Below are 12,399 nucleotides of genomic sequence, written 5' to 3'. Positions count from 1 at the left end.
GAAAGTGAGAAAACCCTCAATACAAGGGAGTGACCTGGTTTGAGAAGAGTCGTCGTCACGGGCCTCGGAGTCGTAAGCCCCATAGGACTTGGCCGAGAGACCTATTGGCGTGCCCTGGAGGAGGGCCGCAGCGGTGTTGGCACCATCTCTCTCTTCGATGCTACCGATTATGCGGTTAAAATAGCCGCTGAGGTGAAAGATTTTAACCCTGAAGATTGGATGGACAAGAAGGAGGCCCGCAGAGCGGACCGGGTCATCCACTTCGTCACCGCTGCCGCCGCCATGGCGGTTAAGGATGCACAGCTGGACGTGCATAAGATAGATCCCTACCGCTTCGGAGTCTATGTAGGAAGTGGCGAGGGGGGTATAAACACCACCAATGAAAACTATGGGATACTCCGGGATAAGGGCCCATCTCGAGTGAGTCCCTTCTTCGTTCCTATGATGCTGAGCAACATGCCAGCCGCTTATGTGGCCATAACCTACGGAGCTAAGGGCCCTAACATGGCGGTGGTTACCGCCTGTGCTTCTGCTACGCACAGCATGGGAGAGGCCTATGAGACCATCTTGCGGGGCGATGCGGATGTGATGATAACCGGAGGTGCAGAGGCGGCTATAACCCCAATTGCGGTGGCTGGTTTTGCGGCCCTTAAGGCCCTGTCTACCCGAAATGACGAGCCTCAACGGGCTTCCAGGCCCTTTGACATTGAGAGGGATGGGTTTGTTATGGGGGAGGGGGCTGGTATCCTCATATTTGAGGAGCTGGAGCATGCCCTTAAGAGGGGGGCTAACATAATCGCCGAGGTCGTGGGGTACGGTAATACCTGTGATGCCTACCACATCACTGCCCCGGATCCTGAGGGTGAAGGTCCCAGGCGGGCTATGGAGATGGCGCTTCGTAAGGCTGGTCTCAGCCCCGATGAAGTGGATCTTATAAACGCCCACGGCACCTCTACCCCATTGAACGATAAGATGGAGAGTGCTGCCATAAGATCCCTATTTGGTGACCGGGCGAACGATGTTTTGGTAAACTCTACCAAGTCTATGATAGGTCACGGCCTGGGCGCTGCCGGTGCTCTTGAGACCATAGCGGCCTTGCAATCCATAGTTGAAGGTATAGTGCATCCGACCTTGAACTATGAGAACCCGGATCCCGAGTGCAACGTCAACGTGGTGGGTACTAAAGCGATTAGGAAGGACGTTCGCTGTGTGCTGGTGAATAACTTCGGTTTTGGCGGCCATAATGCTGTTTTAGCTCTCAAGAAGTACGAGGGATAGAACTCATGGCGGATTCCCAGGACCTTGAGAGATCGATTGAGGCCCTGCAGAAAGCGGTTGGGTATCGGTTCTCCGATACCCAACTTTTAATTGAAGCACTAACGCACTCTTCCTTTGCCAACGAGTCTGGGCTAAGCTATTGCAATGAGAGGCTGGAGTTTCTAGGTGACTCGGTTATAGGGCTTTGTGTGGCGGAGGAGCTGTTCATCCGGTACCCCTCGGAGCGGGAGGGGCGTCTTACAAAGATGAGGGCGAGGGTGGTTTGTTGTGAGGCCCTGGCTAATGCGGCTAGGACAGCAGGGCTTGCCGATCATCTTCGACTTGGAAAGGCGTTAAAAAATGGGGCCACGGACAGCATATTGGCAGATGCCTTTGAAGCCTTGCTGGGAGCGGTATACCTGGATGGGGGCATAGAGAGGGCAATGGAAGTGGTTTTAAAGTTCATATCCCTGGATGTTGATGTCGATGCGTGTGATCCCAAGTCTGCCCTTCAGGAGAGGCTTCAGCATCAAGGACTTGGAGCACCTAAGTATAAACTGGAGAGGACCTCTGGGCCACCCCATGATGCTACTTTTTGGGTGTCTGTGTGGTGTGGGGGTAGATTACTTGGTAGGGGTAGAGGTAAAACTCGCAAGGAAGCAGAAGCGTTGGCTGCTTCGGAGGCTCTCTCCAAGTTGTCGGAGAAATAAATGATCGCTTGCAACCGGTTGCATAAAGCCATTGAATGGTGTAAACTCCCCTGTGAAGAGCCTTTAAGAGGGTCCAGAGAGACCCCAAGGCTGGGGGGTGTGCCATGTTTGTATCTTCTCTAATGTTGAGCTTTAATGACACGGGGGACGCTGGTCTATCCAGCGATCCCTCGTTTTTTTATGCCTTTGGGGGGGATGTTAAGTGAGGGTGAAGGCCAAATTGATGGATCGGGATGATATGGAACGTGTCCTCAAGCGAATGGCCCATGAGGTTGTGGAGGATTCTAAGGGATTGGATGGACTTATGCTTGTGGGCATTCAAAGGCGAGGGGTTTATCTGGCCAGGCGTCTTAGGGATCTTATCCTTCAGTTTGAGGGGGTTAAGGTCCCATGCGGAGAGCTGGATATAACTCTCTACAGGGATGACCTCACCATGTTAAGTGACCAACCGATAGTACGAAGTACCTCCATGCCGGAGGACATAATGGGTAAGAAGATGGTTTTGGTGGATGACGTTATATACACCGGCAGGACGGTGAGATCTGCCCTGGATGCGGTAATGGATCTTGGTCGCCCTGGAAGGATAAGGCTTGCGGTGTTGGTTGACCGGGGGCACCGGGAGTTGCCGATACAGCCGGACTTCGTCGGTAAGAACGTACCCACATCAAAGAACGAGGTTGTAGAGGTCATGCTTACCGAGGTGGATGGGAAGGACGAGGTGATCATAAGTGAACGGGACTAGCGTTAGGTGGACCAAAAGGCATGTTCTTGATGTGGAGGGATGGAGTCGGGAAGAGATATTGATGCTCATGGAACAGGCCCGGCATATGGAGGATCTCATGGGGCGTCCCATAAAGAAGGTTCCAGCCCTTCGTGGTAAATTGGCGGTCAACCTGTTCTTTGAGAACTCCACTAGGACCAGGGTTTCATTCGAACTGGCGGAAAAGATGTTGTCCGCAGACGTGGTCAACTGGTCTAGCTCGGGTTCCAGCGCCGCCAAGGGGGAGACCCTAAGGGATACCGCTTGGACCTTGGAGGCCATGGGAGCGGATATAGTCGTAATACGACATGGTGCGGTAGGGGCTGCTCAGTACCTGGCCAAAAAACTTAAGCGTGCGGTGGTAATGAACGCAGGGGATGGAGCTCATGCGCATCCCACCCAGTGCCTTCTGGATTTGTACACCGCGTGGAAGCATTTGGGGGATTTGGAGGGACGCAAGGTGGCCATAGTTGGGGATGTGGAGCATAGCCGGGTGGCCAGGAGCGACGTCATAGGCTTTAAAACCATGGGCTGTCAGGTCGTGCTCTCCGGGCCCTCAACCCTCATGCCCCACCAGATAGGGCATCTTAACGTAACCTACGAAAGGGATGTGAGGAAGGCCCTAGAGGGAGCCCACGTGATTTACCTTCTAAGGATACAGCGGGAGAGACAGAGGGACGGGCTATTCCCCTCCATAGATGAATATCATCGTTTTTGGGGTGCCACGGAGGAGTTGATCTCTAGCTTCTCCAGGGATGTACTGGTTATGCATCCTGGTCCTATCAACAGAGGGGTTGAGATAGAGAGTTCCGTGGCGGATGGAGAGAACAGCGTGATATTGGAGCAGGTCCGAAGCGGGGTGGCTGTTAGGATGGCCCTTTTGTATCTTTGTGCCGGAGGTGCTGCGTGATGAGCCTTTTGCTTAAAAACGCCAAGGTTTTTGACGGTAACGCCATACAGGAAGGGCTTTTTCATGTGGTTGTAGAGGGCGATAGGGTGGCGTCGATATCTAAGGATTTGCCTGTTGACTTCAGAGGAGAAGTGGAGGACCTGGAAGGCAAACTGGTGAGTACCGGTTTTGTGGACATTCACTGTCATCTCAGGGAACCGGGTTTCGAGTGGAGGGAGGATTTAAGGTCCGGTTCGATGGCGGCTTGTGCTGGAGGATTTACCTCTGTCGTGGCCATGCCGAATACGAATCCGCCGATTGACGATGCTTTCTTGGTTGAGCATATGGCAATGAAAGGCAATCTCCTGGAAGGTGCTAGCGTTCTGCCCTCCGGTTGTGTTAGCAAAGGCCGAAAGGGAGAGGAGATGGCGGAATTACTCAAAATGGCCGAGGCTGGGGCGGTGATGTTTACTGACGATGGAGCCCCTGTTAAAAGCTCCTCCTTGCTCAGACTGGCTTTAATATATCTTAAGGGAACTGGCATAAGGCTGATGGAACACCCAGAAGATACATCCCTTTCCTTGGGTGGACATGTGCACGAAGGTAGAGTGAGCTGTCTTAGTGGCCTTAAGGGCATCCCATCCGTATCAGAGGAGCTTGGGGTCGTGAGGGCTATAGAGCTTGCCAGAAATACTGGGGGGTCAATACATCTCACTCACATTAGCACCGCTAGGTCTGTGGAGATGATAAGAAGGGCCAAGGGAGAGGGGGTTGATGTGACCTGTGACGTAACTCCCCACCACTTGACTTTCTCTGAAGATGACGTGATAGCCTCGGGGTACGATGCGGTCTTCAAGGTCAACCCACCGCTCAGATCTCCGGAGGATAGGGAAGCCCTTTGGGAGGGCCTCATGGATGGTACAGTGGATGCCGTAGCTACCGATCACGCCCCTTGGCATCTTGATGAAAAGGATCTGCCCTTTCAGGAAGCCGCGTTTGGGATAGCTTCCCTGGAGTGCGCGGCGGCAGCTGTTTTGGATGGGGCTGTCCGTCGAGGAGTCCCAACGGAGAGGGTCCTTGCTGCCATGAGCATTGCACCGAGAAAGATAATCAATCAGGGCTTCCATGCCTTTGAGGTTGGGACAAGGGCTGACCTCACCATTTTAGACCTTGATAAGGTGAGCAAGGTCTCCTGTTCCTCCTGGTTGAGCAAGTGTAAGTTTGGTCCATGGGATGGGGTAGTCCTAAAGGGGTGGCCTGTAATGACCTTGGTGGGTGGAAAGATCGCCTGGAGGTCTCAGGATTAATGAGCTGTTCGCATGCTAGCATCCCTTGTTCCTTGGTTTCCAAGCAGGTCTTCGGGAGTTTGGGAGGTCTGCTTCTGGTAAGGCCCCATGAGCCGGTGTCATGGAAGCCCGGGCAGTTCGCCATGCTCTTTCCTTCGGATTCCATGGATCCCTTGTTGGGCAGGCCGCTGGGCATAGCATCGGAGGTTGATGGGAACCTCCTCTTCCTATGCCAACGCGTAGGACGTGGCACAGGGATTTTGCTTGACATGCCCGTTGGGGGATCTATACGCATTAATGCACCCCTTGGAAGCCCTATTAATATACCCAAAAAAGAAAAAGGTCCCTTGATTCTTTTGGGTGGTGGATTTGGCATAGCCTCGTTGCTTGCACTCCCAGCTGTTCACTCGACGGATAGCATGATATGGGCTTTCAGGGGTGGCGAGGAGTGGATGGAATTAGCTAGAAGTTGTCTTGACTTTGTTTCTATACCTAAGGGATGTGAGGTTCTTTTAGCCTCGGAGGATGGTAGCACGGAATTTAGGGGTAACGGAATTGATGCCATGAATTCCCTGGACTTGTGCGATGCCACTGTGGTTGCCTGTGGTCCCGCAGGGATGCTGAGGGGTGTGCTTGGAGCATCTAAACAGCGGGGTTTTAAGGTCTTGCTGGGCATTGAGCGACGCATGGCATGTGGTTTGGGTGGATGTCTTGGTTGTTCCATAGACTTAAAGGGTAATAAGAGGGCCAGGGTTTGTAAGGAAGGGCCCTTCTTCCCTGGGGAGGATATCGTTGATGACGAAATCCTTTAATTCACCAAAGTGCAACGTGCCTAGCGTAAGTGTTGGGCCCTTAATGCTTGGATCTCCCCTTGTAGTGGCATCGGGCATAATCCCCATGGATGCGGATGTCTGGAGTTCCATTGAGGGGTGTGAGCTGATCTGCAGCAAGGGGATCACGCTTTACCCTAGGAAGGGCAACAGGGGGAATAGGCTTTGGGAAACGCCGTCGGGCCTACTTAACAGCATAGGGCTTGAAAACCCAGGCCTAGATGTTTTCATGGATTGTCTGCCAAATCTTACTGAAACTGGCAAGAAGGTTGCCTTAAACATGGCCTTCTCCTCCACGGAAGAGATAAAGAGGATGTTAGATTTAATTTATAAAAGGGGGATAAGCTCCTTGATCTCAGTTTTGGAGCTGAACCTGTCATGCCCTAACGCAGATGGGGAGGGATCAATTTGGGGGGAGGATCCAGGGCGGACTTTTGAGGCTGTAAGTGCTGCCAGGGATGCCTGGGATGGGATTATATGGGCCAAGCTTACGCCCCAAGCGAGGGATATCGAAACGGTGGCCCTGTCTGCTGTGGAGGCTGGAGCTGACGGGTTGGTGGTGGCCAATACGTGGCTAGGAGCTGCGGTGGACATAAAGACGGGACTTCCTGCTTTTGATAGGGTCTTTGCAGGTCTTTCTGGGCCTGCGGTGTTGCCCCTTACGATTAGGTTGCTCTTTAAGCTTTACGGGAAGGTTCCGGTCCCCCTTATCGCTTCTGGCGGTGTATGTTCTGCGGAAGACGCCTTGGAGGCAATTATGGCTGGTGCCTCTGCGGTCGAAATTGGGACTTGCCTCTTCAGGGACATGGGAATTCCCAAGAAGATTTTGGAAGGCATAGGCCGGTTCCTTGAAGATAGGTCAATCGGCTCTTTGAATGAGCTTGTAGGGGTGGCCCACAGAGGAGGGCATGGGTTAAACCGTGGAGGCAGGGGATTTTAAGTTATTAAAATTAAAGATTTTTCGGGGAGGTTTTTAAATGGCTGCACTGAAAGCTAGGGATAGGCTGATATTGGCTTTAGATGTGAACTCTTTGGAAGAGGCCATAGGGGTTCTCAACGTAGTAGGGGATTCGGTTCACCGTGTGAAGATAGGTCCGAGGCTTTTTGCCCTTGGGGGGCTTGCTTTCGTACAGGAGGTCATTCAGCGCGGTTACCAAGTATTCCTGGACCTAAAGCTTCACGACATACCTAACACTGTGGCTTCTGCGGTAGATGTCTTTGCGTCTACCGGTCTTTGGGCTTTGACCGTTCACGCCGCGGGAGGGGAGGAGATGATGAAAAGGGCTTCAGAAACTCGTGGAGGGGTCAACATCCTTGCGGTTACGGTTTTAACAAGCCTTGGGGAGGATCAGTGGGATAGGGTTTGCCCTGGTTGCTCTATGGATGAGGCCCTATCGCACAGGGCAGGGTTGGCTCAGCAATCGGGTGTGCAGGGGGTGGTGTGCAGCCCCAGAGATCTGAAGCTTGTAAAGCAAAAGGCCCCCAATCTGTTTACCGTGGTCCCAGGGATAAGGATGCCTGGTGAAAACCGTCATGATCAGGCCAGGGTAATGGGACCTTCTCAGGCGATCAAAGAGGGGGCGGATTTTTTGGTGATTGGACGCCCCATACTGGAAGCCCAGGACAAGAGATCTAGGGTGGAGCATATAGTTGAGACTATGGAGGTTTATTGATATGGCCGGATTGTTGACGAAAGACGAATTGGGGCATTTCCTTGCCATGTTATCGGATAGCGGTGCTCATCTGAGGGGGCATTTTCTCCTATCATCCGGACTTCACAGCTCTGATTATCTTCAGTGTGCTCTCTTCCTGTCTAACACGTCTTATGCCTCCTGGGCAGGGGAGAAATTGGCTAGAGCGGCTGAGGACCTCGCACCTGATCTGGTTGTCTCCCCTGCCATGGGGGGAATAGTAATAGGCCATGAGACTGCCCGCCAAGGTGGACTGCCCTTCGTATTCACCGAGCGTGAGGGAGGCGTTATGAGGCTGCGGCGTTTCCCAGCTCCTGGGAAGGTACGGTTTATTGTGGTTGAGGACGTGTTTACAACTGGCAAGTCCACAATGGAAGTGGTGGATGTAATGTGTTCCATAGGGGCCGAATGGGTAGGGGCTTTGTCCTTGGTTAACCGATCTGGTAAAGAAGATCTTTTCCCGGTGCCTACCATGTCCCTTTGGGAGACCCAATTCCCAGTGTATGCCCCTGAATCATGCCCTATGTGTGCTAATGGGGAGAAACTTCTAAAGCCCGGAAGCCGCTTCATATGATATAACTTAACCATGTAATGAATTTTGTGCTCTTAGTATGGTTAAGGGGGCGGTTTGGGTGCTGGTCATGAGCGGCAAGGAACCTGCAGAGTGGGTGATGAACTGGGTTAAGGATGCTATATCCCAACTTGGTGGTTGTACCCTTGCTTCCGTGTCGGCCCAACGGGAAGGGGCCTCCGAGGCTTACCGACGTCGACAGATGACAGCCTGCAGCAGGGTAGGGGCTAGCGGAATTATGATAGACGTGGACCCAGTGGATGGGGAGGGGGCTATGCTAGAGGCCATAAGGGGCCTTAGCGAGGATCCTGGGGTACACGGCATAATAGTACAAACACCTCTACCTTCCGGGTGGGACATATCCAGGATTTTCCAGTCCATGGATCCCGCTAAGGATGTTGAGGGGGTTCACCCAGAGAACTTGGGTAAGCTTTTTCTAGGGGTAGGAGGTCACCCCTTACCCTGTGCTGCATGGGCTTCGATTGGGTTGCTGGAGTGGTATGGCCTGGGGGAATTAAAGGGCAAGGTCTGTTCGGTGGTGGGGCATAGCATAAACGTTGGGCGTCCGATAGGTGCCATGCTGCTTCAGCGGGATGCCACGGTGCTTCAATCACATAAATACACTCCAAGGGATGTATTTAGGGATCTTTTAAGAAGCTCTGATGTGGTGGTGTCTGCCGCTGGAGTCCCTGGCCTTATAAAGGAGGACATGATAGCCCCTGGATCTTGGGTTGTCGATGTCGGTACCACCCCTACGGAAAAAGGACTTGTAGGAGACGTTGATACATCTTGTGTTCGAGTAGCTGGGGCTGTAAGCCCAGTACCTGGCGGTGTTGGCCCTTTGACTGTGGCTCTGCTGTTGGCTAATTTGGTCCTGTTGGCTAGCAAGCAAAAGAAGAGATCGTTGGTGGTGCTGGATCGTGTTAAACGGGATTAGGTATTGTGTTTTTCGTATTTTGTGTGTTTTGTTTTTGATTGTTCTCATGCCTTCTTGTGGCTATGCTCTAGAGATATGGGCTTCATCGCCCTGGCTTGCACAGATGATCGGTTTTATCGCGGGGGTTCATGGTAAGGTTCACAGCGTAAGGACATGGGATGATCAAGGTAGGATGGTTAGGTCGTCGTCTCCACGGGGGGTGGCTGTGGCGTTAGACAGGAACGAGGCGAACGAAGCCGGCATAGGGAAATACAAGGGGACACGCTTTCTCTTTGAGAGGCCCTTGCCCCTTGGTGGTGCCAGGTCTGAGACCGCCTACTTTGATCCTGCGGTTTTGCCTTTCGTAGGCCAGAAGGTGCTGTCCTTTTTAGCGAAGGAAGATCCGGATAATTATCCCTATTATCAGAGACGTTTGGCGGAGTTCCAATCTCGCCTTGAGAGCACCATGGAGGTAGGGCGTCAATTGCTCAAGGGGGTAGAGGTGCTCGATCTTACTGGCTCCATGGGACCGTGGATTGGTGCTGCGGTTTCCCGATCCGCAAGGCCTCCTCTAGATCTTTGGAGGGATTGGTCGAGAGGGGCTAGGGGGGACCTTCTTTCGGTTGCATTGGGTAGCGCTAAACAAAAGGGCTGGTTGGTTGTCATGGATCCATGGACCCCTGCCCCAATATCATCAGCGGTGCAGGCTAGTGGGGTTCGAACGATAAAACTATCTCCACCTCGCGGGGGAGGAGATATATTTCTTTACTACTACGACCTATACCTAGAGATCTGGAACCTACTTAGAAAGCAGACATAGAGACCTCTTAATCGCTTCCTGCCCGATCTATCTCCTCTTCCGTCCTGGATATCAGGTCGTCTGCCATGTTAAGACCAAGGAGCTTGATAACCATTATGGTACCTAGCAGGACCCCGGTGTACTCGGTTATGACCCTCCAGAGCACTGCCAGAAGCCCTGCAAGATTACCAGGTACCAACAGCCTGAACGCAGCAGCACCCCCTCCCTCAGCGGCGCCGCTGCCCCCAGGGGTAGGGATGAAGTACAGGGCGAAAAGAAGAAGGGCTTGAATGAGGATGGACTTGACGTATTCCACTGGAAGCCCCATGGCCCATATGAGGCACGGTAAGACCGATAGCTGAACTAACTGCTGGCAGAAGGTGAATAAAGCGCCCAGAAGTACGTATCTCTTGCCCTGTGCCCAAAAGGCTCTCATGTTTTCGTTGTATATATCTACCTCTGCGTTAACATGTCGAACGATCTTGAGAACCCTTTGTGGTTTTACAAGCCCAATCCGCTTTAGCAACAGCGTAAATATTGCAGACGCTCTCTTCACAAACACAGGCCTTACCAGGCTTATGGTCACGACCAGCCATATTAGTCCCAAAGCAGAGGCTACGTATATAGCTAGATCCCTTAATATGCTTCGTCCAAAGAGTATGTCCGGCGACATAACCATGGTTGCTGGTATGGCTAGTCCCAATACCAATAGGGTCAGCATCGTTCTTACCAGTGTAACCGCTACACCCTTCCCAACCGGGACGCCATTTTTGTAAAGGATATATATCTGGAAAGGTCCGCCGCCACTCTGCATGGGAGTTATGGCGCAACCGAAATAATTTATCCACACAAGCATGAGTGATAGCCTTAGTGGTATTCGGTTGCCGCTTGCCCTTATCAAAGATGAGAACCTTAGGGAATCAAAGATCCAGATCAGCGGAACCAGGGAAAAGGCGATGGCCAGCCTTGTCTTGTCAGTCTTTAATATTAGCTCTATCGTCTCCCCATCAGTGGTGGCCAGTATGGTCCCTATGCTAACGCACGCCGCCACTATCAGGAACAGAGATAGCCCCTTTCTTACGGTCATTTTCAATGACTCCTCTGATGATAAGGGGCGTTAGTTGGAGGTCTTATGGGACTCTTCCTTGAGCCTACCCAAGTAGGGAGTGAACTCCTGTAGCCTAGGTATCATGACCTCCCTGATCCTGTGGGCCATCTCTAGGAGCCTACCGTTTTGGAGGGAGTCTGCGACGGACTCCAAGGCTTCTTGAAGCTTGGCACAACCTGATGGTAAGTCAAACTCATCTGATCTCTCTATGGGGGTGATCCCTAACAGGTTCCCACAGTGGTGCAGTACCTGAAGCACCCATCCCATCCCTTCGGTTGCTTGTTGGAAAAGGCGTAAAGCCTCTTCCGGCTCATGAGCCTCCAGCTTTTCCGCTACGGTGAGAAGCCCGTTCACCAGTATTGGGAAATATTCCTCTGTTTGATCAAGGGACTCGCTTACTAACGTGCGTATGTCCTTGGTGGAGGCATTGATTTTAGAACCGGCGGATGACATCATGAGCGCCTCCTCTGATATCTCCTCCCCATCCAGCTGCCAAGACATTACGACTCTACCGTTTTGGGCGGCGTAATTCTTGATATCCTGTATGACCCTTGACCTTTGGTCCCCCTCCACAAATTCATGCCATTCCACATTGTCCAAGAAAAACCTCATGAAATCGTCCCCCTTAATTGTGGAGCGATCAACGCTTAAAGAATTCTAGCACATGGGGGATGAATTAATATTAAATAATAATTTTGTATTTCTACTGTCCATCGATGGCTTGGGAGGATTACAATTACGCTGTCCTGGCCATGTGTTTTAATTAGCAGGGTTTTAGAGGGGGTGGTATCTTGGGGGGCGGTAGACTGTTACTTTGGGCAGAACTCTTTTGGGCTGTCAATTTATCTGTAATGTCCAGTTTGGTATCCCTAGGGTTATCTCAAGGGCTAAGCCTTCTTCGGTTAGTTGAAGGGGAAGCCGATAGCGAGTCGCTGGTTGGAAAGGTATTTCTATTGGTCGTTTCGGCCATAGTCATATTATCTCAGCCTTTTGGGCCTATTTGTCCGACCTTGCGCCTTCCGTTCCCATCTGCGTGGCTGGTGGTGTCCGTTGCTCTTCTATGCTGGGTGATGCTGGAACCTATCCAAGGCTCGTGTTTAGTGCCATTGGGGCTTTCGGTTGGTATTTTAGGGATGGTAATCAAGGCCAACCTTCTACCTGTGTTGGGGGATCCTCTGGGAGTTGAGGTATTCTCTGCTATACCCGTCTGGTCGCTTCTAGGTACCACAGCTAAGTTTGGTTATGTGTTGTGCTTTGCAGGGTCCCTTTCAATTCTTGGGGGTTGTCTGGCGTGTAAAGGTAAAATTACCCCTCTTGAAGGGTTGTGCTTCTGGGCTATAGGTCTTACCGTATCTAACATATTCACCGGTGATTTCGGGTCTCAATGGACATACCTAATAGGAACCCCCTTGGGGAAGTACTGGTTTTCTGCAGCACGGTCCCTCCTTGTTACGGCTTCTCCTTCCGTGGTCTTGGGCGGATTTTCATACAAGGTGCTGGGTCTTATCGGTACAGTATTATGTTCCACGGGATCACTTATTATGGTAATATCATAATATTATAGTCGTGCAATTGGGGGTAC

Annotated in this window: 14 protein-coding genes; 12 read left to right on the top strand and 2 right to left on the bottom strand. The window is 52.0% G+C overall.

Annotated elements, in window-relative coordinates:
- Window positions 1–39 precede the first annotated feature (39 nt).
- From fabF to THEVEDRAFT_RS04865, 11 genes are all read left to right on the top strand, one after another.
- Complete coding sequence (gene fabF, locus THEVEDRAFT_RS04915; protein ID WP_006583608.1) at window positions 40–1,278, top strand: beta-ketoacyl-ACP synthase II; 1,239 nt, start codon at window positions 40–42, stop codon at window positions 1,276–1,278.
- A gap of 5 nt (window positions 1,279–1,283) precedes the next feature.
- Window positions 1,284–1,967, top strand: a complete 684-nt coding sequence (gene rnc / locus THEVEDRAFT_RS04910) for a ribonuclease III (protein WP_006583607.1) — start codon at window positions 1,284–1,286, stop codon at window positions 1,965–1,967.
- Between the two features lie 202 nt (window positions 1,968–2,169).
- Entirely contained in the window at window positions 2,170–2,709 is a 540-nt protein-coding gene (gene pyrR, locus THEVEDRAFT_RS04905) for a bifunctional pyr operon transcriptional regulator/uracil phosphoribosyltransferase PyrR (RefSeq protein WP_006583606.1), read from the top strand.
- On the top strand, window positions 2,696–3,637 hold the full coding sequence (locus THEVEDRAFT_RS04900) for an aspartate carbamoyltransferase catalytic subunit (RefSeq protein WP_006583605.1): 942 nt from the start codon (window positions 2,696–2,698) through the stop codon (window positions 3,635–3,637). Before pyrR ends, THEVEDRAFT_RS04900 begins: the two co-directional genes overlap by 14 nt.
- On the top strand, window positions 3,637–4,923 hold the full coding sequence (locus THEVEDRAFT_RS04895) for a dihydroorotase (RefSeq protein WP_006583604.1): 1,287 nt from the start codon (window positions 3,637–3,639) through the stop codon (window positions 4,921–4,923). Before THEVEDRAFT_RS04900 ends, THEVEDRAFT_RS04895 begins: the two co-directional genes overlap by 1 nt.
- 122 nt (window positions 4,924–5,045) lie before the next feature.
- Entirely contained in the window at window positions 5,046–5,714 is a 669-nt protein-coding gene (locus THEVEDRAFT_RS04890) for an iron-sulfur cluster-binding protein (protein WP_172634032.1), read from the top strand.
- Window positions 5,698–6,672 (top strand): beta/alpha barrel domain-containing protein, encoded by a 975-nt coding sequence (locus THEVEDRAFT_RS04885; RefSeq protein WP_006583602.1) that lies wholly within the window; start codon window positions 5,698–5,700, stop codon window positions 6,670–6,672. Before THEVEDRAFT_RS04890 ends, THEVEDRAFT_RS04885 begins: the two co-directional genes overlap by 17 nt.
- 37 nt (window positions 6,673–6,709) lie before the next feature.
- Window positions 6,710–7,405: an orotidine-5'-phosphate decarboxylase gene (gene pyrF, locus THEVEDRAFT_RS04880; protein ID WP_006583601.1), complete on the top strand. Its 696-nt coding sequence runs from the start codon at window positions 6,710–6,712 to the stop codon at window positions 7,403–7,405.
- 1 nt (window position 7,406) lies between these two features.
- Entirely contained in the window at window positions 7,407–7,997 is a 591-nt protein-coding gene (gene pyrE, locus THEVEDRAFT_RS04875) for an orotate phosphoribosyltransferase (RefSeq protein WP_006583600.1), read from the top strand.
- Between the two features lie 67 nt (window positions 7,998–8,064).
- A complete protein-coding gene (locus tag THEVEDRAFT_RS04870) occupies window positions 8,065–8,931 on the top strand; it encodes a bifunctional 5,10-methylenetetrahydrofolate dehydrogenase/5,10-methenyltetrahydrofolate cyclohydrolase (RefSeq protein ID WP_245522763.1) in 867 nt (288 codons plus the stop codon).
- A 172-nt stretch (window positions 8,932–9,103) separates the two neighbouring features.
- Entirely contained in the window at window positions 9,104–9,730 is a 627-nt protein-coding gene (locus tag THEVEDRAFT_RS04865) for a hypothetical protein (protein WP_156787119.1), read from the top strand.
- 7 nt (window positions 9,731–9,737) lie between these two features.
- Here the strand turns inward: THEVEDRAFT_RS04865 and THEVEDRAFT_RS04860 are convergent, their stop codons facing one another.
- Both THEVEDRAFT_RS04860 and THEVEDRAFT_RS04855 read right to left on the bottom strand, forming a co-directional pair.
- The gene (locus THEVEDRAFT_RS04860) at window positions 9,738–10,796 is read right to left on the bottom strand and encodes a lysylphosphatidylglycerol synthase transmembrane domain-containing protein (RefSeq protein ID WP_006583597.1); all 1,059 of its coding nucleotides are present in this window, start codon (window positions 10,794–10,796) and stop codon (window positions 9,738–9,740) included.
- 30 nt (window positions 10,797–10,826) lie between these two features.
- Window positions 10,827–11,429: a hypothetical protein gene (locus THEVEDRAFT_RS04855; protein ID WP_006583596.1), complete on the bottom strand. Its 603-nt coding sequence runs from the start codon at window positions 11,427–11,429 to the stop codon at window positions 10,827–10,829.
- Between the two features lie 494 nt (window positions 11,430–11,923).
- On the opposite strand from THEVEDRAFT_RS04855, the gene THEVEDRAFT_RS09585 reads away from it, so the two are divergent.
- Window positions 11,924–12,373, top strand: a complete 450-nt coding sequence (locus THEVEDRAFT_RS09585; protein WP_172634031.1) for a hypothetical protein — start codon at window positions 11,924–11,926, stop codon at window positions 12,371–12,373.
- The last annotated feature ends 26 nt before the right edge of the window (window positions 12,374–12,399 follow it).

This window comes from Thermanaerovibrio velox DSM 12556, assembly GCF_000237825.1.
GTDB lineage: Bacteria > Synergistota > Synergistia > Synergistales > Synergistaceae > Thermanaerovibrio > Thermanaerovibrio velox.
Note: the sequence above shows the minus strand (reverse complement) of the source record. Positions and strands in the feature narration are given on the sequence as shown.

Coding starts and splice junctions, on each gene's coding strand:
- THEVEDRAFT_RS04890 (WP_172634032.1), top strand. CDS start 5,046: ATGCTCTTTCCTTCGGATTCCATGGATCCCTTGTTGGGCAGGCCGCTG.
- THEVEDRAFT_RS04895 (WP_006583604.1), top strand. CDS start 3,637: ATGAGCCTTTTGCTTAAAAACGCCAAGGTTTTTGACGGTAACGCCATA.
- THEVEDRAFT_RS04855 (WP_006583596.1), bottom strand. CDS start 11,429: ATGAGGTTTTTCTTGGACAATGTGGAATGGCATGAATTTGTGGAGGGG.
- THEVEDRAFT_RS04870 (WP_245522763.1), top strand. CDS start 8,065: ATGAGCGGCAAGGAACCTGCAGAGTGGGTGATGAACTGGGTTAAGGAT.
- THEVEDRAFT_RS04865 (WP_156787119.1), top strand. CDS start 9,104: ATGGTTAGGTCGTCGTCTCCACGGGGGGTGGCTGTGGCGTTAGACAGG.
- pyrE (WP_006583600.1), top strand. CDS start 7,407: ATGGCCGGATTGTTGACGAAAGACGAATTGGGGCATTTCCTTGCCATG.
- THEVEDRAFT_RS04885 (WP_006583602.1), top strand. CDS start 5,698: ATGACGAAATCCTTTAATTCACCAAAGTGCAACGTGCCTAGCGTAAGT.
- pyrF (WP_006583601.1), top strand. CDS start 6,710: ATGGCTGCACTGAAAGCTAGGGATAGGCTGATATTGGCTTTAGATGTG.
- THEVEDRAFT_RS04860 (WP_006583597.1), bottom strand. CDS start 10,796: ATGACCGTAAGAAAGGGGCTATCTCTGTTCCTGATAGTGGCGGCGTGC.
- rnc (WP_006583607.1), top strand. CDS start 1,284: ATGGCGGATTCCCAGGACCTTGAGAGATCGATTGAGGCCCTGCAGAAA.